17 protein-coding genes are annotated in these 22,633 nt (G+C 38.2%); 9 read left to right on the top strand and 8 right to left on the bottom strand.

Annotation, left to right across the window (positions count from 1 at the left end):
- Nucleotide 1: 1 nt before the first annotated feature.
- The 5 genes from DBR40_RS02195 to DBR40_RS02175 all read right to left on the bottom strand — a co-directional run bounded on the left by DBR40_RS02195 (nucleotide 2) and on the right by DBR40_RS02175 (nucleotide 5,665).
- Nucleotides 2–1,009, bottom strand: coding sequence for a hypothetical protein (locus tag DBR40_RS02195; RefSeq protein WP_124558165.1), 1,008 nt, complete (start codon nucleotides 1,007–1,009; stop codon nucleotides 2–4).
- Nucleotides 1,002–1,733, bottom strand: coding sequence for a hypothetical protein (locus DBR40_RS02190; RefSeq protein WP_124558164.1), 732 nt, complete (start codon nucleotides 1,731–1,733; stop codon nucleotides 1,002–1,004). The genes DBR40_RS02195 and DBR40_RS02190 overlap by 8 nt, the downstream gene beginning before the upstream one ends.
- Nucleotides 1,734–1,838: 105 nt before the next feature.
- Nucleotides 1,839–3,674, bottom strand: coding sequence for an ABC transporter ATP-binding protein (locus DBR40_RS02185; protein WP_124558163.1), 1,836 nt, complete (start codon nucleotides 3,672–3,674; stop codon nucleotides 1,839–1,841).
- Nucleotides 3,675–3,802: 128 nt separating this feature from the next.
- Nucleotides 3,803–4,789 carry a glycosyltransferase family 2 protein gene (locus DBR40_RS02180; protein ID WP_124558162.1) on the bottom strand — a complete coding sequence of 329 codons (987 nt, stop codon included), beginning with the start codon at nucleotides 4,787–4,789 and terminating at the stop codon, nucleotides 3,803–3,805.
- Nucleotides 4,790–5,665: a glycosyltransferase family 2 protein gene (locus DBR40_RS02175; RefSeq protein WP_124558161.1), complete on the bottom strand. Its 876-nt coding sequence runs from the start codon at nucleotides 5,663–5,665 to the stop codon at nucleotides 4,790–4,792.
- Between the two features lie 59 nt (nucleotides 5,666–5,724).
- Here DBR40_RS02175 and meaB point away from each other — a divergent pair, with 59 nt between their 5' ends.
- On the top strand, nucleotides 5,725–6,621 hold the full coding sequence (gene meaB, locus DBR40_RS02170) for a methylmalonyl Co-A mutase-associated GTPase MeaB (protein ID WP_124558160.1): 897 nt from the start codon (nucleotides 5,725–5,727) through the stop codon (nucleotides 6,619–6,621).
- A gap of 51 nt (nucleotides 6,622–6,672) precedes the next feature.
- Here meaB and DBR40_RS02165 read toward each other — a convergent pair whose 3' ends face one another.
- The gene (locus tag DBR40_RS02165; protein ID WP_124558159.1) at nucleotides 6,673–7,962 is read right to left on the bottom strand and encodes an aminopeptidase P family protein; all 1,290 of its coding nucleotides are present in this window, start codon (nucleotides 7,960–7,962) and stop codon (nucleotides 6,673–6,675) included.
- Between the two features lie 171 nt (nucleotides 7,963–8,133).
- Between DBR40_RS02165 and DBR40_RS02160 the strand changes: the two genes are divergently transcribed.
- The 8 genes from DBR40_RS02160 (at nucleotide 8,134) to DBR40_RS02130 (ending at nucleotide 20,296) form a co-directional block, all read left to right on the top strand.
- Nucleotides 8,134–9,474: an OmpA family protein gene (locus DBR40_RS02160; protein ID WP_124558158.1), complete on the top strand. Its 1,341-nt coding sequence runs from the start codon at nucleotides 8,134–8,136 to the stop codon at nucleotides 9,472–9,474.
- 101 nt (nucleotides 9,475–9,575) lie between these two features.
- Entirely contained in the window at nucleotides 9,576–9,713 is a 138-nt protein-coding gene (locus DBR40_RS27175) for a DUF6728 family protein (RefSeq protein ID WP_317125513.1), read from the top strand.
- 15 nt (nucleotides 9,714–9,728) lie between these two features.
- Nucleotides 9,729–10,109, top strand: coding sequence for a RidA family protein (locus DBR40_RS02155; RefSeq protein WP_124558157.1), 381 nt, complete (start codon nucleotides 9,729–9,731; stop codon nucleotides 10,107–10,109).
- A gap of 2 nt (nucleotides 10,110–10,111) precedes the next feature.
- A complete protein-coding gene (locus DBR40_RS02150; RefSeq protein ID WP_124558156.1) occupies nucleotides 10,112–11,014 on the top strand; it encodes an EamA family transporter in 903 nt (300 codons plus the stop codon).
- A gap of 5 nt (nucleotides 11,015–11,019) precedes the next feature.
- Nucleotides 11,020–13,125 (top strand): ATP-dependent DNA helicase RecG, encoded by a 2,106-nt coding sequence (gene recG / locus DBR40_RS02145; protein WP_124558155.1) that lies wholly within the window; start codon nucleotides 11,020–11,022, stop codon nucleotides 13,123–13,125.
- Nucleotides 13,126–13,628: 503 nt separating this feature from the next.
- Complete coding sequence (locus DBR40_RS02140) at nucleotides 13,629–16,898, top strand: SusC/RagA family TonB-linked outer membrane protein (RefSeq protein WP_199748256.1); 3,270 nt, start codon at nucleotides 13,629–13,631, stop codon at nucleotides 16,896–16,898.
- 124 nt (nucleotides 16,899–17,022) lie between these two features.
- Nucleotides 17,023–18,816 carry a RagB/SusD family nutrient uptake outer membrane protein gene (locus tag DBR40_RS02135; protein ID WP_233603764.1) on the top strand — a complete coding sequence of 598 codons (1,794 nt, stop codon included), beginning with the start codon at nucleotides 17,023–17,025 and terminating at the stop codon, nucleotides 18,814–18,816.
- Between the two features lie 157 nt (nucleotides 18,817–18,973).
- Nucleotides 18,974–20,296: an MFS transporter gene (locus DBR40_RS02130; protein ID WP_233603763.1), complete on the top strand. Its 1,323-nt coding sequence runs from the start codon at nucleotides 18,974–18,976 to the stop codon at nucleotides 20,294–20,296.
- Nucleotides 20,297–20,613: 317 nt separating this feature from the next.
- Here the strand turns inward: DBR40_RS02130 and DBR40_RS02125 are convergent, their stop codons facing one another.
- Together DBR40_RS02125 and DBR40_RS02120 are read right to left on the bottom strand one after the other, a co-directional pair.
- Entirely contained in the window at nucleotides 20,614–20,829 is a 216-nt protein-coding gene (locus tag DBR40_RS02125) for a PLDc N-terminal domain-containing protein (RefSeq protein WP_124558152.1), read from the bottom strand.
- Between the two features lie 18 nt (nucleotides 20,830–20,847).
- A complete protein-coding gene (locus DBR40_RS02120) occupies nucleotides 20,848–22,599 on the bottom strand; it encodes an ABC transporter ATP-binding protein (RefSeq protein WP_124558151.1) in 1,752 nt (583 codons plus the stop codon).
- Between the last annotated feature and the right edge of the window lie 34 nt (nucleotides 22,600–22,633).

The following is a 22,633-nucleotide window of genomic DNA, read 5'->3' as shown; positions in this document are numbered from 1 at the left end:
TTTAAGCATTTACAAAAACTGTTTTTACCGCTGCTTCAAATTCCTGTTCTTCACGGTAAAGGGCTTCACGGTAGGGAATAAAGTTCTTAATTTCTTCGTCGTAGTTGTTTAAGCAGGTATTTATCGTTTCTATGATTGCATCGATATTATCGTCTGTTTTATCAAAACGGTATTTTTCAAGGATTGGCATGTCCTGATCAAAAGCGGCCGAGCCTTCTTTACCGATAATCATACAGCAACGCATAATACAGGCCTCCCTTGGCATTCTTTCTTTGCCTGGGTGATAACCAAAATCTACATAAAGTTTGGCCCTATTCATCCTATCAGCTACTTTTTCGGGAGTTAATCCTTTTAATGCAACCCAGTTAAGGGTAGGGGTTTTGGCAATAATCTTCTGTAAATATTCCCCGTTTTTTACCGGATTGTAAATAATGATATCTTCTTTCGTGATCTGATTATCTACCCGCATAAAGAACTGGTGGTTCATATAATCGGATATTTGGCCAATTGGCTTTATTCCGGCTTTAACTAAATGATCCATCGAAAAATAAGAATGGCCAATATTCGCAATACTCATTTCCTTTATTTTGGTTAATGTTGCAAACTCAATAGGATTATATATTTTTCTGATCCAGTAGATTGGTTTTCGCCTGGTTCGTCTGATAACAGGTGCTAACATTTTGTAATAGTTAGTTACACTTAACCACCAAATTATCTTTTTAATATTGCTAAACTCCTTTTTAAAAATGATTTCAGGAGAAGTTTCGGGTAAGATCAGGAAATTGGATGTCGAGTTTTCTAGCGTTGTAACATAAGGTACGTTATAGCCTTTATAAAATGGATGGACCGGATCTGCCTTAGGCTTTACAAGCGGGAAATAGTACATTTTGGCGTTCATGCCCATTTTTATAAGCTGATGTGCCAATTGATGTAAGGCTTCTGGGCCACCGGTTGCAAAATTCGGTGCGCAGAAAATGTATATGGTAGAATCTTTCTTTATTTTAAGCATCTTTTTTAACCTCTAGTACATATAATTTCTTTGGCTTAAAAGCTTTATAATATTGCCTGACGAAAAATTTTATAGGTTGTAAATTGTAAAACCAGGCCGTAAACCAATTACCCGATAAATAGTAACGTGTAATGGTTGTTGTCATGAAACGGCCCCTAAAAGCGTGGTTGTACTTTTTGATAAATGCCTTTCTCAATCTACGGAAGGATTCATCGGGATTACCGTTGCTTTTATGTATGATGTTAAAATCGATTACATAAGCGTTAAAACCCAAAACATCGGCAATTAGACATAAATCAGGGCCATACATGTGAAAACCAGATAAGTTATGCGAAAGTGCAAGGTTAGCGCTGTTTTTAACGACCATGAAATTCTCGTCAACTGTTTTTGTTTTTAAGGGCAGTTTAGGTTCCTTAATTACTTTACCGGATCCCTGCGTGATGTTTGTGGCAATCCACTTAAGGTTTATGCCCCCGGCATTGGCCAATATAGCCCAATTGGGATCGTTTTGTTCGATCTCGAGGATCCGTTCGGATAAATGTTTCCTGTCGTGATCGTGTATGATAATGTCCTGATGGCACAAGATGATGTATTTTCCCTTTGCCTGCTGTAGAAATTGATTTAATCCCTTAAAAGCTTCAAATCCGGATCCTTCTGTATTATCGATAAACAGATACTCACAGCTTTTTTCATCAAACCCTTTCTGAAGAAATGAATCAAGCATTTCTGTATATTCTGATTTTCTGGTTACTAGAGTGCATATCGAATATTCATATTCGTAAACAGGGGTGGAAATTGATCTGGCTAAATTTAAAGCTGTACCCATAAATTAATCAGTAAAAGCCTGCATATCGATTAAACGTTTGTATAAACCATTGGTAGCCATTAATTCGCTGTGACTTCCGGTTTCTACAACGCTACCTTTATCTATCACAATAATTTTATCGGCGTGCTGTATGGTACTTAAGCGATGCGCAATTACAATCGAGGTACGGTTTTTCATTAAATTATTGAGGGCTTCCTGAACCAGTTTTTCTGATTCGGTATCCAATGCAGATGTAGCCTCATCCAATAGCATAATTGGGGGGTTTGCCAATACGGCTCTCGCAATACAAACACGTTGTCTTTGCCCGCCAGAAAGTCTATTGCCCCTGTCGCCAACAAAAGATTGATAACCATTTTCTGTATTTTCGATAAAATCGTGCGCATTGGCAATTTTTGCTGCAGCAACTACTTCTTCCATAGTTGCATTGGGATTGGCAAATGCAATGTTGTTAAAAATGGTATCGTTAAAAAGGAAAGATTCCTGGTTAACGGTTCCCATTTGTGCCCTGATGCTTTCAGCCGTAAGATCTTTGTAATCATGTCCATCAATTTTGATGCTACCCGATTTTGGATCATGGAAACGGGGAAGAAGATCCATTAAAGTACTTTTTCCACCACCCGATGGGCCCACCAAAGCTATGGTTTTTCCCTTTTCGATATCGAAGTTAATGTTGTTCAGAATCTGTTTTTCTCCATAACTGAAAGATACATCTTTAAACTTTATGGCATGGTTAAAGTCTTCAAGTGCTTTTGCTTCCGGTGAGTTAACCAGCAACGGTTTGGTGTCGATTAGATCTAAAACACGTTCGCCTGCGGCAATACCTGAATGGATACCGCTAAATGAATCAGTTAATGCTTTAGCAGGTCTCATCACTTGTGAAAAAATAGCGATATAGGCTATAAAGTCTGTAGCAGCAAGGGCATCACTTTGATTGTTTATTATGAGTGATCCTCCATACCAAACAATAGTTGCAACCATTAATACACCCAAAAATTCAGAAACAGGAGAGCCAAGTTGTTGCCTTCTTGTCATTTTGCGGGTTAAATTGGAGTAATAAATGTTTTCCTGATTAAACTTGTCTTTAATCCTTTCGGTAGAATTAAAAGCTTTTATAATCTTGATACCACTAAGTGCTTCGTCCAGAAAGCCAATCATTTTTGCGAAAGACTCATGAGATTCTTTAGCCTGTTGTTTTAGGCGTTTAACAATTTTACTGATGATAAAGGCTGATACAGGTATTACCAGTAAGGAGAAAAAAGTAAGTTTGGCAGAGATGTTAAATAGTAGAACAACATAAACAATTAAGGTTACAGGTTCTTTAAATACTACCTGAAGTGTATTAGTAACCGTAAATTGTACAACCTGTACGTCAGAAGCAACCTTTGATATAATATCGCCTTTTCGTTCATTGTTAAAAAAACCAACATGCATATTCATTACATTGTTGAATACTGTTTTGCGGAGGTTCAGAAGGGTATGGACTCTTAGATCCTCCATATACCTTTGAGAAAAATATTTAAATAGGTTAGAAAGTAGTACCGAAATAATAATTACAATACATACATATCCAAGTGTTTTTTCGGGACCATGTATATTTATTGAATCATTTACAAATTTCCTAAACTGGGCCAATATGTCAAAAGAAGAAGCTGCCTTTTCAGTTAAAGATTCTGTTTTACATTCTTTATTCTTGTTGTTCAGAAGTGTTTCGAAAAGCGGAGATAGTAAGGCCAGATTTAAGGTGCCAAATAAAATCGAAAGCAATGTTGCAATAACGTAAGGTATTGCAAATTTTTCTATGGGTTTAGCAAAAGATAATAAACGAAAATATGTTTTCATTTTTATTTAAAATGGAATATGTAAGATGGAATATGTTATAAAACAAGCCCAAAAAATCTAATTAAAACTTGGTAAAGGTACGGTTTTCAAATCAACCTTGTCGTTTTTGGGGAAAGCGGTCACTAAAATTACAATCGTTTAATTTTTTTATGGTTAACAGATTGATTGATAATGGCCATCACATCCGAAACATTTAGGTTAGAATTGTATTTATGTTTTAGGGCTTCTAAATGTGCTTTACTATCATTAATAAGATCTTTATGGGCTAAATAATCTTTATAGCTTTCCAATACCCAGGTTTTGCCAGTAAGCAGCTTAGGAATCAATTCGGTAAAAGCCTGTTGCAATGGGTATAAAGCTTTTCTTAATCCGTGCAGATGGATTCCCTGCAGGATGTAACGGTTGCGGTAGTAGATTTTTTTGATAAAATTGGATTTGATCTGCGTTTTTGTGCTACCGCTTACGTGATGGAAACATGAAGACCGGTGCTCGTAATAACATTTCCAACCCAATTGCCATGCACGTAGGCTTAAATCAAAATCTTCTGAAGAGAATGGGGAGTAAATTTCGTCAAAACCACCAAGCTCTTTTAATTTCGTTGCATCTACTAAAGCATTCGCCCCCGAAAGATAAGCAGTATAAACCTCTTCATCTGCAGCATTTTCGCTATAATAAAACTTATTTGCTTTTATTCGGCAACCGCTATAGTACAATAAACGGGCAGCATCTTCTATTCTGGTTTCATCAAAGCTCATAATGCGAGCCATGACCCCAAAAGTATCGGGCTTGTTAAAATACTTCCATTGATGTTCAAAGTAGTTTGGTGTAAGTTTAACATCAGAGTTTAAAAGCAAAATCAATTCGTATTTAGCTTCGCTGATGCCGTGGTTACAGGTAAAAGAAAAACCTCTATTCCGATCGTTAATAAGCAGTTTTACATGCTGGTAATTTGCTTTGATAAATAATATGCTATCATCTTTAGAACCATCGTCGATAACAATGACCTCAAATTCGGTATTTGCATTTTCGGCAGCGGCAAAAACCGAAGGGAGGTACTTTTCGAGCAGATGCCTGCCATTATAGTTTGGTATTACGATGGAAACGCTTTTCTGCATCTACTTTACAATTTTATAGTTTCGGTATTCAAATAAGCGCAAGCCGGTTAAGTCTTCAATTTTTTGTAAAACCCTTCTGCGGAAATTCATTTTCGGGGTTTCTTTGGTTAAATCTTTGTCAAACTTCCAGTTTGCGGCAGCAATTCTGGCCTGCATTACTTTTGGATGGCTACCCTTAAAATGCACTAAACGATCGGCATTGTGCATGTCGTAGGTATCCTGAACAGGATAATTTTCCTCTATCCACTCTGGTGTTTGATAAAATTGATTGAAGTTACGCACCTTGCCCTGTAAACCCTTTGGTGGTTTTACCCAACCATAATGATAGATGTAAGCATCAATTAATTTAACCTTTAGCTTTCTTTCATTAATCCTGAAGCCCTGAGCATCGCGATAAGAACTTACTCCTGATAGGTTTTTGATAATCCTAACTTCTCTTCTGTACCAACGCCTCGATTCTGCCAAATAATCATAAGAAGCGTAGAAGTGTTTATATTTTAAAAGGAGGGCTTCAACATTTGGATTATTGAGTTCCTGCTCCATTTCTTTTTTAATCAAAGGGAGATAATCTTCGTGTATTGCCTCATCCCCCTGAATGTAGATCATCCAATCGGTATCGGCACTTATTTCGGCCAGGGCTTTATTGGTTTCGTCGGCAAAAACGCGTCCACCTTCCCGTATGCTGTCATCCCAAACCGTATCAATGGTCCTAATTTTAGGATCGATACTTTTAACCATTTCAGCAGTTTCATCAGAGGAATTGCCCAATGCCACGATAAAATCATCACACAAGGGTAACACTGAAAGTATGGCTTCTTTTGCGGGATAATCGTTTACAATTGCATTTCTTAAAAAGGTAAAACCGGTAACTTTCATTCGTGGTGGTGCTTTGTAGCTGATAATTTTTGTTTATTTGTACAAAGATAGTTTTATTGATGAATACGCACCTATCCATTTTAAGTGAAGTAAAGGCAGGTAACTACAGGGCTTTGGCAAGGGCGTTAACGCTTGTTGAAAATAATATTAACCCGGCCAGTTCGATTTTAAGGGATTTGGATTGTAAGGCCAATACAACTGTTTTGGGTATTACCGGGCCTCCCGGAGCGGGTAAAAGTACCCTGGTAAATGTGATAACCAATCATTTTGTAGCTGAAGGTAAACGTATTGCGATTTTAGCGATAGATCCTACTTCGCCATTTAATTTTGGATCTCTACTAGGAGACAGGATTCGTATGGCCAGTCAGTTTAACAATCCAAATGTATACATCCGATCGTTGGCTACACGGGGAGCGCTGGGTGGAATTTCTGCAAAAACAATCGAAATGGTCGATGTTTTAAAATCAGCTAAATTTGACCTGATTATTGTTGAAACGGTTGGTGTTGGGCAATCGGAGGTGGAAATAGCAGGCCTTGCCGATAAAACAATTGTTGTGCTGGTACCTGAATCTGGAGATGAAATTCAGAACATCAAATCGGGACTAATGGAGATTGCGGATTGTTTTGTAATCAATAAGGCTGATAGAGATGGCGCTGATACCTTTACCAATAATTTGAAGAAAATCGTTCATCAAGGGGTAAAGACGATCCCGATTTTAAAGACAATTGCCGATAAAAACTCAGGGATTGATGAATTGTGTGCCTGGATTGCCAAATCCCCAAAAACAGATCATAACCGTAAGGCATTCCTTTTTGCCGAAAAAGCATGGAAACTTATTCAGCATAAAAGAATGATTGATATTGATAAAAAAAAGCTGCGAGAAAAAATTCAGGCAGCTTTAAAAAATGATGACTTTAATATTTATCGCTTTGCGGATAGCTTTGACAGAGCTTAACTGGTTTTTTGTTTAAACCGGTTAGCTGAGCACTGTAAATCGCTAACTGAATTAACTGTTCATAATATCTTCTATCTCTCCTGCCTCTAATGGGATATCGGCCATTAAATCTACATTACCATTTGCTGTAATCAGGATGTTGTTTTCTAAGCGGATACCCAATCCTTCCTCGGGAATATAAATACCAGGTTCAACGGTTAAGATGTTACCAATGGCAAACGGCGTGTATCTCCCTGCAAAATCGTGTACATCTATTCCCAAATGATGCGATGTGCCATGCATAAAATATTTTTTATACACCGGATAGGCACGGCTTTGTTTTTTCACGTCTTCCAACGAAATCAAACCAAGATTAACCAATTGCTCTGTCATAATCTCTCCAACCTGTTCGTGGTAGGTATTCCACAATACACCTTCACCAATTAATTTAATAGATTCTTTCATTACATGGTGCACTGCATTGTAAACATCCTTTTGCCTTGGCGTAAATTTTCCATTTACCGGTATCGAACGGCTCATATCTGCATTGTAATTAGCATATTCTGCCCCAAAATCAAAAAGAATTACATCGCCATCTTTGCATTCCTGATTGTTATCGTTGTAGTGCAGAATGTTTGCATTGTGCCCTGACGCGATAATCGGTGTGTATGCATGTCCGGTTCCGCCCTGACGGATAAATTCGTGAATAATCTCTGCCTCGATCTCATATTCTTTTACCCCAGGCTTGGTAAATTTCAGTACCCTAATAAAAGCATCGCGGGTTATGGCGCAGGCTTTTTTGGTTAATTCTACCTCAACATCCGATTTAACCGCACGTAAATCCCGCATAATGGGTGCTGAACGTTCGTAATGATGCAATGGATATTTTGCCCTCATTTTTTCGATAAAACGGATATCGCGGTATGGAACTTCGTGAGAATACCGGTCGTTTTCATTTGTATTTAAATAAATATGTTCGGCGTAGTTAACAATACTGTGTAAAATGTTGTCAAAATCTTCCAGCCAATATATTGTTTCAATACCCGAAGCGGCCTTTGCTTGCTCTTTGGTGTACTTATAACCTTCCCAAACTTTAATATAATCGTTAGTCTGTCTTAAAAACAGGACTTCCCTGTACAAAGGATTAGGACAATCGGGATATAATAATAATATCGTTTGTTCCTGGTCAATTCCGGATAAATAAAATAAATCGGGATTTTGCTTAAAAACAAAGTTCTGATCGCCACTTCTTGGAAACTCATCACTTGCATTGAATATTGCTAATGAATTGTTTTTTAGGTGTTTATTGAAATTTTTTCTATTTAAAATAAATAATGACTGATCAATAGTAGGATATTTCATGAAAATGGTATTTTTATATGGGTAACGGCCAAATGTAAGAAAATGATCAATGACTGTGAAGTTTGGAACGGAGTTTGTATAAAAGTTTGAAAATTTAAAATTTTGTTTAATTTTGCGATTACTAAAAAATTAATCAATTAAATTGTTTAACCCTTAAAAAAGAAAAAGATTATGAATTATTCTACTTTAAAGAAAAGTGTTGCGCTTTCTTTAGTGGCATTAACAGGAGTTGCTTCTCTTGCTGTCGCTCAGGATGCTCCTGCAACCTCTTCTGCTGTCAAGGTATTTGGCGGTAGAGGTCAGTACAGAACTTGGTCTATCGGTGTACACGGTGGTGTTTTAATGCCAGTTGTAGCTATCGGTGGTTCAGATGACTTCAACAAATGGGATGCTAACTTAGGTTACGGTTTAAACATCCGTAAACAATTAGGTCACTCTTTCGGTTTAGAATTAAACGGAACTCGTGGTAAACTTTCTGGTAACAACGATGGTATTACTTCAACAGTTAAAGAATTCGAAACTCAATTACAATATGCAGTAGATTTACGTGGTGTTGTAAACTTAGGTTCTATCGATTTCTTACGTCGTGAAAACTCTGTAGGTTTCTTCTTAACAGCTGGTGCTGGTATGATGGCTTATGCTCCTAAGGTAACCACGGCTTCAGGTGTAATCGACTGGAAAGGTAAAGCTACTGGTCCTGCTGATGACAAACATGATGCTAAAGACTACGTAAAAGGTTTCTATATTCCAGTTGGTGCTGGTGTTAAATTCAAGGTTTCTGAGCGTGTTAACTTTAACTTAGGTTACACTATGAACTTTGTTGACGCTGATAACGTGGATGGAATTTATGCAAAAGGTCAGTCTAAAGATAAATTCTCTTACGGTTATGCTGGTTTAGAATTCTCTTTAGGTTCTTCTGCTAAACCAAGTTTAGAGTGGACTAACCCATTAGCTACTATGTATGATGAGTTAAAAGATCCAACTTTACGTCAAGAAGTTGAAGCATTGAAAAACCGTGTTTCTGCTGTTGAGAAATCTGTTGAAGATTTGAAAAAAGATACTGACGGTGACGGTGTTGCTGATCAATTCGATAAATGTCCAGGTACTCCTGCTGGTACTGCTGTTGATGGTTCAGGTTGTCCTCTTCCAAAACCAGCTCCAGTTGAAACTGCTACATCTAACGTAACTGGTTTCGAAAAAATCGCTTTCGATTTCAACTCTTCAGTTTTAAAAACTGAGTCTTACCCTACTTTAGATAAATTATCTTCAGTGTTACGTGAAAACGGTGGTAAAGTAACTGTAAACGGTTACGCTTCAAGCGAAGGTACTGCTGCATATAACTTGAAATTATCTAAAGACAGAGCTAACTCTGTTAAAACTTACTTAGTAAACTCTGGCGTTAACGCTAGTCAAGTTGCTACTAAAGGTAATGGCGAAGCTAATCCAATTGCTTCTAACGATACTGAAGAAGGTCGTATCCAAAACCGTCGTGTTGAAACTGCTAGAAACTAGTATTTCAATATAAAATTTTTTAAAAAAAGTCCCGATGCAAATCGGGACTTTTTTTGTGCCGTTTAGTTTTCTGTGTTAAGCTTTTTCGCTAAGTTTGTATTATGTATTTCTTTCGAAAAAAGGATCCCAACAGGCCAACCAATATCAATATCAGGATTATGCATTTTATCAATGCACTGGCCATATCTATTTTTCTCGCAGGTATCATTTACAAGCTGATTCAGTGGCTTGCTAAGTAATCTTAAAAAACACTTATGAAACAAATTATTAAAACAACAAATGCTCCAGCTCCGATTGGGCCATATAGTCAGGCTGTACAAGCCGGTAACTTTTTATTCGTATCTGGTCAGGTAGCTATTAACCCTGAAAGTGGAGAATTAAATATTGGCAATATCGAAGAAGAAACACATCAGGTAATGCGTAACCTTAAGGCTGTGCTACTTGAAGCTGGATTAAACTTTGATCATGTGGTAAAGTCGACAATCTTTTTAAGCGATATGGGTACCTTTGCACGGGTTAATGAAGTTTATGGTCAATATTTCACTGCCGATTTTCCGGCTCGCGAGACTGTTCAGGTTTCTGTATTACCTAAAAATGTAAACGTAGAAATTTCTGTGATTGCCATTGTAGGATAATTTTGGCTGCAGCTAGAAGCAAATATTTTATTGCTGGCATTGTTCCTTACATTATCTGGGGAACAATGTCAATTCCTTTGCGTAACATAAAAGGCTTTCCGCCACAAGAAATTTTATATTACCGGATATTTGTTTCCATATTAATGGTTTGGTCAACAATTTTGTTGTTTAGAAGAGCAAGCCTTAAAAAGGATTATACTTTTTTTAAATCTCTGAATTCGTCTAATAAAACCAAACTGATACTGCTGACCGTCTTATCAGCTTTTCTAATTACTGGGAATTGGTTTACCTATATTTATGCAGTAAATGGTGTGAGTTTAAAGGCCGCTGCTTTTGCTTATATGGTTTGCCCATTGCTAACTGCCCTCTGTGGCTTTATTATCTTAAAAGAGCAATTAAGCAGAGAAAAAATCATTGCACTAATCGTCGCGCTAATCAGTATTCTGCTTTTGGCAACAGGTTCTTTACAAGAGGTGCTTTGGGCCATTCTGATTGCTTCATTTTATGCTGTTTACGTAATTGTTTTAAAAGTAATTAAGGGAATTGATAAATTTAATTTTCTTGGTGTACAATTAATTCTGTCGGGCTTTATGATGCTGCCTATGTATTTGGTTAATTCAGATCTGTTTCCAATCGAAACCATTTTTTGGTCACATATCTTTTTAATTGCCATCGTATTTACCATTATCCCTTTATTTTTAAATTCTTATGCCCTGTTGGGGATGCCCTCATCGGCCTTGGGCATTTTAATTTATCTTAATCCTATTGTTGCTTTTGCAGTGGCATTTTTCTATTTCAAAGAACAAATAGATAGTCATCAGCTTTTTGCTTATTTGCTTTTACTATTGTCTATCGTTATTTTTAATGCGCAATTGCTAAAAAATATAGTTTATAAGAAACAATAATTATTTTGTTTAATTCGATCCTAGATACTCCTGTTGAATTTATAAAAGGCGTAGGGCCTAGTCGTGCCGATGTTTTGAAAAAAGATTTAGGTCTTTTTACTTTTCAGGATATGCTGGCGCATTATCCCTTTCGGTATATCGATCGTACCAAGTATTTTAAGATCAATCAAATCAATATCGATTCTCAATATATTCAGATCATTGGACGGATAATTGGTAAAAAGGTAATTGGCGATAAAAGATCAAAGCGGATTGTAGCTATTTTTAAAGATGAAACAGGAATAATGGAACTGGTATGGTTTCAGAGTTTAAAATGGGTTGACGATAACATTCAAGTGGGTACGGCTTACGTGGCATTTGGTAAGCCAACATCCTTTAATGGTACCTTTAGCATTTCTCATCCCGAAATGGAGCTGTATCAGAATAAGCCTGTTGGCAGAGGAAATTTAACCTTGCAACCTGTTTATAATTCGACTGAAAAGCTAAAAAAGTTCAATCTCGATTCTAAAGGTATTCAGCGCTTAATTGCAGGGTTGCTTGATCAGGTAATTCAGCAGGTGACCGAAAATTTACCTGCATATATAATCGATAAATACCAGCTGCCGGATAAAAGACTGGCATTACTGAATATTCATTTTCCAAAGAATCAAAAGGATCTGAGTGCTGCAGAAAGACGTTTGAAATTTGAAGAGCTATTCTTTATTCAACTTCAGCTTTTACATAACAAACAGCTTCGGCAGTTAAAATTTAAAGGGGTGGCTTTTGATAAGGTTGGAGATAAAGTGAACCGTTTTTACAAGGAGTTTTTACCCTTCGAGCTTACCAATGCGCAAAAGCGAGTGGTTAAAGAAATCAGGATTGATACCCAGCGTGGCGTGCAGATGAACCGCCTTGTACAGGGCGATGTAGGAAGCGGTAAAACCGCTGTGGCGCTAATGAGTATGCTTTTGGCTAATGATAACGGCTATCAGGCTTGTATGATGGCTCCGACCGAGATTTTGGCTCGCCAGCATTATGCTTCGATAACTGAATTGGTTACTGATGATTTAGTGAAAGTGGCTATTCTTACCGGAAATACCAAAAAGAAAGAGCGTACTATTTTGCATGAGCAGCTGGAAAGTGGAGAAATCGATATTTTGATTGGTACACACGCGCTGATCGAAGATAAAGTGCAGTTTAAAAATCTTGGTCTGGTAGTAATAGATGAGCAACACCGCTTCGGTGTAGAACAGCGTGCTAAGCTTTGGCGCAAAAATGTTATTCCTCCGCATATTCTGGTAATGACAGCAACACCCATTCCCAGAACCCTGGCTATGACTTTATATGGAGACCTGGACGTTTCTGTTATTGATGAACTGCCTGCAGGCAGAAAGCCTATTGAAACAAAACATCTTTTTGAGGGACAACGCCTCAGGATGTTTGGATTTATGAAGCAGGAAATCGCTAAAGGCCGTCAGGTTTATATTGTTTATCCCTTAATTAAGGAAAGTGAAAAATTAGATCTTTTACATTTAGAAGCTGGTGTAGAGCAGCTGAGTTATCAGTTTCCGCGACCAGACTACCAGATGAGTATAGTGCATGGACAAATGCCAAACGCTGATAAACAGTTCGAAATGCAGCAGTTTATAGCTGGTAAAAGTCAGATAATGGTAGCCACAACAGTAATAGAAGTGGGCGTAAATGTACCTAACGCTTCTGTTATGGTGATCGAAAATTCGGAAAGGTTTGGTCTTTCTCAGCTCCACCAGTTGCGTGGAAGGGTTGGTCGTGGCGCCGAACAATCTTTCTGTATTTTAATGAGTGGGAATAAGTTGAGCAAAGAAGGTAAAGTTCGTTTAGAAACTATGGTGAGAACCAACAACGGTTTCGAAATTTCGGAGATTGATTTACAGCTACGTGGCCCAGGCGATATTACCGGAACGCAACAAAGTGGGGTTTTAGAGCTGAAGCTCGCCGATTTAGCTAAAGACCAGGTTATTTTAGCTGAAGCCAGAAATACAGTAATTGCTTTATTTGAAGATGATCCACATTTGGTTAAACCAGAACACACTGCCTTAAAAGCTCATTTACAAAAGCTCGAAAGAGGAATCTCTTTTGATAAAATAAGCTAATCTCGACAGATTTATCATCCCGCTATCTCAAATTTAATTTCTTAACGGGTTGCATCACTAAATACTTTAATCCCAAAAGCAATATTAAACAACATTTTTGATGTTTGTATGTTTTTATCTACACAGTGTAGTTTTGATGATTAAATTTTACCAATCTATCCCTTATAAATATCAATTTACCCCGTTTCTTAATTCATAATATTTTCTATATTGCGGCTAACCAAATATAAACTGTCAAACTGACAAGTCCACTTCCGGGCAGGCCATACACAGTTGTTTTAAAGCCTTTTTATGCATGATAAGCATGTTTTTTAAAGGTTTTAATGAGGTTAATGATAGTTTTTGCTGCGATTGATGATATTTAATGCCTTTTAGGTAATAGCTTTTTTGGCTATGTAGTCATCTGTTTCAGTATTTATCAATGTACACTAGTATTGTATTTAGTATATATATTAAATGCATTAAATAATTACAATAAATATCTAACCGAAAACTAAAAATCTATGAAAAAAAGTCTATGGAGAGCTTTTACCAAAAGCAGCATCTTTCTGATGTTCGGTGGTTGTCTCGTTTTCCCCCCTTTATCAAGCACATCTGCTGCAACATTATCAACCAAAGAAGAACCAAATTATTATAAGGTTCCGTTTGAGGATATTATTGTGAAGGGGCAGGTTACTGATGGTAAGGGGCCAATTCCGGGAGTAAGTGTTAAATTGAAAGGTGGAACGGCCACTACGGTAACAGATGGTGCCGGTAAATTTAGCATCAAAGTGCCTGAAGATGCAACCCTGGTTTTTACATACGTTGGTTATATAGACCAGGAGGTTCAGGTAAAAAACCAAACCAATATTAATATTCGCTTAGTAGAAAACAATCAAAACCTGTCGGAAGTAGTTGTAGTGGGTTATGGTACTCAAAAGAAAGCCGTTGTATCTGGAGCAGTAGCGGCAGTTAAGGGAACAGAGTTGGCCAAATCCTCATCAGTAAATTTAACCAACTCGCTGGCCGGGCGTTTACCAGGTGTTACTGCTTTACAAGGCAGTGGTGAACCGGGTTATGATGGTTCTACCATCCGGATTCGCGGTATTAACTCGCTTGGAAATAATAACGCATTAATTGTGATTGATGGTATTCCTAACCGGGCAGGGGGCATTGAAAGGCTTAATCCCAACGATATAGAAAGTGTATCGGTTTTAAAGGATGCATCAGCAGCTATATATGGTTCGCAGGCGGCAAACGGGGTAATCCTCATCACTACAAAACTGGGTAAATCGGGTAAACCCCAGTTTTCGTACGATTTTAGCTATGGCTTACAACAACCAACGCGAATACCAAAAATGGCTAACTCGACCCAGTATGCAGAGATATTAAACGAACTGAATATTTTTGGTTCGGATCTTAATCCAGGTGAATGGGGTGCAGCATGGAACAGCTTTAAAACCAATGGCACTTATTTATCTACAGGCGGAAAAACAATTAATGCAGCTTATACTCCAGGTCAGATTCAGAAATTAAGTGATGGTTCTGATCCATTGCGCTACCCAAATACAGATTGGTTTAAAACTGTATTTCAAACCTGGTCGCCCCAACAAAGGCACAATGTTCAAATTAACGGAGGAAGTGAAAATGTGAAGTATCTGGTTTCTCTGGGTTATCTGGATCAAGATGGATATTATAAAAATTCTGCTACTGGTTATCAGCAGTACGATATGCGTTTTAACCTCGAAGCCAAATTAAGCAAATACATTACTACAACTTTGGGCGTAACCGCGCGCGAGGAAAACCGTAACTTTCCTACCGTTGGGGCCGGTGATATTTTCAGGTTTCTGATGCGGGGAAGACCTACGGAAATAGCCATATGGCCTAATGGAAAGCCAGGTAGAGATATCGAATACGGCTATAATCCGGTGGTTTCTACCACAGATTTAACAGGCTACAATAAAGACATCAGGGATTATTTTCAAACAACAGGTAAAGTTGAAATTAAAATTCCGGGTGTTGAAGGCTTAAAAGTTACTGGAACTGCAGCTATTGATAAGTATTCAGGCAGACAAAAAAACTGGCAATTGCCCTGGACACTTTACGATTGGGATAAGAAAACCTTCGAAGCTGATGGTGTAACACCTGTGCTTGCGGGGACCGTACGTTCTCAATATACCGACCCCAGACTTAGGGAAACGGCAGGAGGGCAATTGGCCATTAACTTAACCGGAATGATCAATTATGATAAGAAATTCGGTGATCATAACATTGGATTAATGGCTGGGGTTACGCGGGAAAAAGTGGCAAACGATGGCTTTACCGCATTTAGAAGGTACTTTATTTCAACCTCTGTTCAGGAATTACTAGCAGGTGATGAAAGAGAACAATCGTTAGGTAATAATTCGGGCGACCCTAACAACCTTTTTAACAGAGCACGTTTAAGCTATTTCGGAAGAGCTGGTTATAACTATAAAGAAAAATACCTGGCTGAATTTCTTTGGCGTGTCGATGGGTCTTATATTTTTCCAACCAACAGGCGTTTTGGTTTCTTTCCAGGTGTTTCAGTGGGCTGGCGCTTATCAGAAGAAGACTTCTTTAAAAACAATGTTAGCTTTATAAACAATTTAAAAGTCAGAGCTTCATACGGTCAGATGGGTGCTGAAGCTTATTTTGGCGATGCCCTGCAGGAATACCAATACCTTAGTTTAATGAATTTTGGGACCTATATTTTCAATGATTTGGTTACCAAGACATTGTCTGAGGGTAAGGTGCCTAATTTCGATTTTGGATGGGAAGTGGCCAATAATACCAACATTGGTTTAGACGCGTCGTTTCTAAATAATAAATTGTCATTTGAGTTCGATTACTTCTATAATAAACGTACAAATATTCTCATTAGCAGAGGTAGTTCGGTTCCGGAAAGCTCTGGTATAACCGATCGTTTGCCGCCTGTTAACTTAGGAAAGGTAAATAACAAAGGTTTTGAATTTAAGTTAAGCTACAATGATAAGGTTGGCGATTTAAATTTTGGCGTGAGTGTAAATGGAGGGTATGCTAAAAACAAAATCGTATTCTGGGATGAAACCCCCGGTGCTCCTGAATGGCAGCGTTCAACGGGTAGGGTTACCAACTCATGGCTAGTGTACGATTATGATGGCGTTTTTAAAGATCAGGCAGAAATTAGTGCCAATAAATTAAATTATAGTGCCTTAACCAATAACCTGCGTCCTGGCGACATGAAGTTCAAGGATATTAATGGTGATGGTAAAATCAATGCAGATGATAAGATCCGTTTGGATAAAAATGGCACCCCAACATTTACGGGCGGTGTAAACTTTAACCTTCAATATAAAGGATTCGATTTATCAGTGCTAATTCAAGGAGCTACAGGCGGGATGCAGATTGTTGGTTTAACCGAGTCGGGCGATATTGGTAACTTCTTAGAATGGTCGTATCTGAACCGCTGGAGTATTGATAATCCAAGTTCGGTAAATCCGCGTCTATCAAACAGGGGGGCTACCTATTATACCGATAGCAACAATGCATTAAACAATACCTATTGGTTGCGAAGTAATAATTACATCAGGCTTAAAAATGTTGAACTGGGCTATACATTACCTACTGGTTGGGTAGAAAAAATCGGCTTAAACAGTGTTAGGGTTTATGCAAATGGACTTAACCTATTTACACTCGATAAGATTAAAGTCTGGGATCCTGAATCAACTAATTCAAGCGGACAGTATTATCCTCAGGCAAGGGTAATTAATATGGGAATTAAAGCCGCTTTTTAATAATGTATAGCTGTTTATCAATTACAAAGAAGAGATGAAAAATATAAAAGTAAAAATTCAAAATAGAAACTTGTATCTACTGGTTTTAGTCAGCCTTTTTGCGTTTGCATGTAAAAAAGATTTTTTGAACGTAGATTCACCTAGCCAGGTACCAGCCGAATCGGTATGGAAAGATCCTGCAACTGCACAGGCGTTTGTTAACGATATTTATAATGGTTTGGGAAACGGCGGTTTTTCTGAGCAGATGCTGGCATCTGTTTCGGATGAAGCCATGTTTACACACCCTACCAGGGGAATAGATTTGGTGAATAACGCTACAATCAACCCTTCAACCCTAGGTTGGGTAGATGATACCTGGGCTTATAAGCAAATGTATAACCGTATCAGGGCTTGTAATATCACAATCGAAAAGATAACAGGAGGTGATAATTCGCTTACAAGTCAATCTTTAAAAGACCAGTTACTAGGCGAAGCCTATTTTTTAAGGGCTTATTTTTATCAGCAGCTCTTGCGATATTACGGTGCGGTACCATTAATCACAAAAACTTATGTGCTCGACGATAATTACAATGTAAAGCGTAATACTTACGAAGAGTGCGTAAACTTTATTATTAAAGATTGCGAGGAAGCCAATAGGTTATTAACGGGTAAAACACTGGATAAGGGACGTACCAGTGCACTTGCTGCTTTGGCCCTTAAATCGAGGGTGTTGATTTATGCCGCAAGTGACTTGCACGACCGGGCTAAACTTACCGCGAAAATTACCGGAATACCAGCCCAGAAATTAGATTTTCTTTCTTATGCCTCAGGTAATCAAACAGATCGTTATAAACTGGCTCAAACAGCTGCAAAAGCAGTTTTAGATGCTAATAAAGGCTATAAGTTTACGCTTTTAGCTCGCGAATCATTTGCAGATGGACAAGCGAACTTTAAAAGTATTGCCATGGGAGGGGGAAGTAAAGCACAGGGTATTGATGCTGCTGCAGCTTCCGAATTGATTTTTGCCCGTTATTTTATTACCCAGAGCAACAACAGGCATGCACAGCAAAACGGGCCAAATGGTTACCACAATTGGGCGGGTAATACGCCAATAGGTTTGTTGGTAGATGATTATGAAATGAATGACGGGAGCAAGTTTAGCTGGGCTAACGCTACGCAGAAAGCTAACCCATATCAAAACAGAGATCCACGTTTTTATGCTACTATTTTGTATGATGGTGCAGGATGGAAGCCTCGTGATAAAGCATCAGGAAATGTTGATCCAGCCAGTCAGATCCAGACGGGCATATATGATTTGTTGAGTAACGGAAGTGTAACGGACTTTAAAGGACTAGATACGAGAGGAAGCTCTATCGAAAACTGGAACGGCAGCTGGACAGGTTATTACTACCATAAATTTATCGATCCGGATCCAACTATTGTTGATGCCTCTGCACCTCAAACTATTCCATGGCCATTTTTTAGATACACCGAAGCAGCATTTAATTATATTGAAGCCAGCATTGAGTTGGGTGAATTAACAAATGCCACAAACTGGTTAAATAAAATCCGCTTTAGAGCAGGGATGCCAGCTGTTACGGCTACTGATCAGGCTGGTTTGAGAGAAGTATACCGCCATGAACGCCGTATTGAGATGGCTTATGAGGAACAACGTTACCACGATACCCGCAGGTGGTTAATTGCAGGCGAAACACTAGGTAGAAAAGTTACTTACATTAAAGTTACCGGTAAATTTAAGCCAGGCAAAACCATGTCGGCCCCTTACCATTATGATAATACTGTTTACGATTATACCTATAGCCCGGTAGAAGAGAATGCACAGGAAAACAGAAGCTGGGACAATAAACTTTATTTCAGACCATTTAGCCGGGACGAAATAAACAAGAATAATCTGCTGGAGCAAAACCCAGGTTATTAAGTTCTTTTAGTAAAAGAAGCCCGATGAGTATCATACTCATCGGGTTTTATTGTTTATGCCATTATAATTTCATAAATAAAAAAGAGGTTCCATAAAATTTAAAGCAGGTGGCAGATTTAAATTTTCATCGCGTAGTTTTGCAGATAAACTTTTTTCTGTGGCAGATTCAGACCCCAATTCGGTTATTGTAAAACCAGATGCTTACGCAGCACTTCGTTATAGAGAGTTCCGCTCTTACCTGGGCATGCGTTTTTTCTTTACTTTTGCCTATCAAATGCAGGCTGTAGTTCTTGGAATCTATATTTATCACATTACCAAAGATCCATTGGCTTTGGGTTTTGTAGGTTTGTGTGAAGCCATTCCAGCAATTGGAATAGCGCTTTATGGAGGTTATGTAGCTGATAAAAGCGAAAAAAGAGGACTGCTGCTCAAGATATTTGGTGGGGTATTTCTTTGTACGTTAATTATGCTGCTGGTAACACTTCCTCAGTTTAAGTTGCAACAATTCGATATCATTTTTACCTTATTTAATTTGAAGGTAAACCTTATTGCCTTAATTATGTATGTGCTTGTATTCGGGATGGGAATATCCCGTGGTTTTTTCGGCCCTGCTACATTTTCTTTGATGGCTCAGATCTTACCAAAAGAGTTATATCCAAATGCAAGTACATGGAGCAGTTCGAGTTGGCAGATGGCTTCTATTTTAGGGCCAGCTTTAGGGGGAATGATTTACGGTTTTTTTGGTATCACGGTTACTTATCTTGTGATTATTTCATTCGTGTTTACTGCCTTGATTTGCATCTTCTTTTTAAAAGTGCATCCTCCCCAATTTGTGCCGAAAGAAAATATTAAGGAAAGCTTACTGAAAGGGATAAATTTTGTGTTTAAAACCAAAATGATGGTTTGGGCCATGAGTCTGGATCTCTTTTCTGTGTTTTTTGGTGGCGCTGTTGCCATATTACCTGTATTTGCCAACGATATTTTAAAGGTTGGACCTGAAGGTTTAGGCTTTATGCGCGCAGCAGTTTCAGCAGGTTCGGTATTTACCATGCTTGCAATGACCCGTTTTTCACCCATGAATAAGCCGTGGCGAAATTTGTTAATCGCCGTAACAGGTTTCGGAATCAGCATTATTTGCTGGAGTTTATCTAAAAACTTCTACCTTACCTTGTTCTTTTTATTCTTAGAAGGCTCATTTGATAGTGTAAGTGTAATCATCAGATCAACCATTATGCAATTGCTAACACCTGATGAAATGCGTGGTCGCGTATCGGCTGTAAATAGCATGTTTATTGGATCGTCAAATGAAATTGGCGCATTTGAATCAGGGCTAACAGCGAAATTAATGAGAACAATCCCTTCCGTGGTTTTTGGCGGAAGTATGACTTTGGCTATTGCTGGTATTACCTGGTTAAAAACAAAATCGTTAACGAAGTTAAGTTTGCAGGATATTAACGAACAGACTACAAAAGTTGTTTAATGACATGTAAAATGGTTCGTGTGGACACGAACCATGGCAGTAGAGGATTAATTTACTGCATAAAAATCAAAATGATTAACAAAGACGTTTTCTTAAATAACTCCTAAAAGTTACCGTCATTTCGAACGAAGTTGAGAAATCTACCTCGAGATAGATCTCTCCACTCCATTATGTTCCGGTCGAGATGACGGCGATGAAAAGGACAGCATGATGTAAATCCACGTTTATCTGTGGCAAAAAATAAATCAAATCGATAAAAAACAAAAGGTCCGTGGAAATACGGACCTTTTCAATGTGTTATCAAAAATTACACTTTTTCAAAACTTCTTATTCTTGCCCCACATGAGGTAAATAAGCGAGCCCAAAAATGGAGCCAACAGGATAATGATAAACCACAACACCTTGACGCTAAAACCCATTGCACTGTTTCTGGATATATGATAAAGGGCTACCAATATTAATGCCAGCCATAAAATGGCCGGTAAAATTATAAATAAGGCCACCTGGTTACTACTGATTTCTGCTAATAACATTTTAAAACATTTATTACCTTAAGCTTCAACAACTCTTTCGCCAATTTGTTGGCGCCACATGGCCTGGTACAAGCCATTTTGTGCAATTAGTTCTTCGTGCCTGCCCTGCTCAATAATGTGGCCTTTTTCTAATACGTAAATCTGGTCGGCATGTTTAATGGTCGATAAACGGTGGGCAATTAAAATGGTAATGTGATCTGTTAAATCGGAAACTGAGCGGATAGTTTTGGTAATTTCTTCTTCGGTAATTGAATCCAAAGATGAAGTTGCTTCATCAAACACCAGAATATCAGGTTGACGCAACAGTGCCCGCGCAATGGATAAACGCTGTTTTTCTCCACCAGAAACCTTTACGCCACCTTCGCCAATTAACGAATCTAAACCTTTATCGGCACGTGCCAGTAATGTTTGACAAGCGGCCTGATTTAAAACTTTATAACATTCCTCATCAGTTGCCATAGGGTTTACAAATAACAGGTTTTCCCTTATTGTACCCGAGAACAGTTGTGTGTCCTGAGTTACAAAGCCGATTTTTTCGCGTAAGGCATCTAAATCAATTTTGTTGCTTGAAATGCCATTGTATAAAATTTCACCCTCTTTTGCCGGGTATAGCCCAACCAATAGTTTTACTAAAGTCGTTTTTCCGGAGCCCGACGGACCAACAAAAGCAATGGTTTGGCCGTTGTGGGTTTTGAAAGAAATGTTTTCTAAAGCATTTCTGTTTGCCGTTTGATGCTTAAAACCAACCGCATTAAAAGTTAAATCTTTAATTTTTTGAATCGAAGTTGGGTTTTCGGGTTTCTTATCAATAGGTGTACTTAAAATCTTTTTAAAATTACCCAGCGAAACTTCAGCTTCTCTCCAGGCTAAAATTACATTGCCCAATTCCTGTAGCGGCCCGAAAAGAAAGAACGAATAAAATAAAAACGTTAAATATTGTCCGGCAGAAATGGTGTTGTCGAAAATAAGTAACAACAGCACCAGCACCATGGTACTACGTACCAGGTTTACCGTAGTGCCCTGAACAAAGCTCATACTGCGTACGTACTTTACTTTTTTGAGTTCTAGCCCAAGTATTTTGTAAGTGGTTTTGTTAAGTCTTTCGATTTCCTGGTCGGCCAGGCCTAAACTTTTAACCAGTTCAATGTTTCTTAACGATTCGGTAGTAGAGCCAGCTAAAGCAGTGGTTTCGCCCACAATGGCACGCTGAATGGTTTTGATTTTACGGCTTAAGAACCAGCTTACGAAACTGATAATCGGGATAGCCGAAAAATAAACCAGGGTAACTTTGTAGCTTACCGTAAATGAGTACACAATTACGAACACCATTCCGATTAAGCTTACAAAAAGGATACTGATAAATGCGGTGATAAACTTCTCAGAATCTAAACGTACTTTTTGTAAAATACCTAAAGTTTCGCCACTGCGCTGATCTTCGAAAACCTGGTAAGGTAGTTTTAGCGAGTGTTGCAAACCATCGGCATACATTTTTGCACCAACCTTTTGTACAATAACGCTGGTAAAGTAATCCTGAAAGTTCTTGGCAATGCGCGATACCATTGCTGCTCCGATAGCGAGGCCGATTAACCCTACTGAACCCCAAAGGTATTCGGCATAAGTTAAGGTGTTTTTTTTGTTGATGAAGCGATCTAGAATTTTTCCGGTAATAAGCGGATCCATTAAAGAAAAGCCAATATTTAAACCTGCAAGCAATAACGCTAAGGCCACAATCCATTTGTGGCTTTTCAGGTAGTTGAGTAATAATCCCATTAAGTTTTGTTGTTTTATATACAAACATAAAAAA

The organism is Pedobacter sp. KBW01, assembly GCF_003852395.1.
Lineage (GTDB): Bacteria > Bacteroidota > Bacteroidia > Sphingobacteriales > Sphingobacteriaceae > Pedobacter.
Note: the sequence above shows the minus strand (reverse complement) of the source record. Positions and strands in the feature narration are given on the sequence as shown.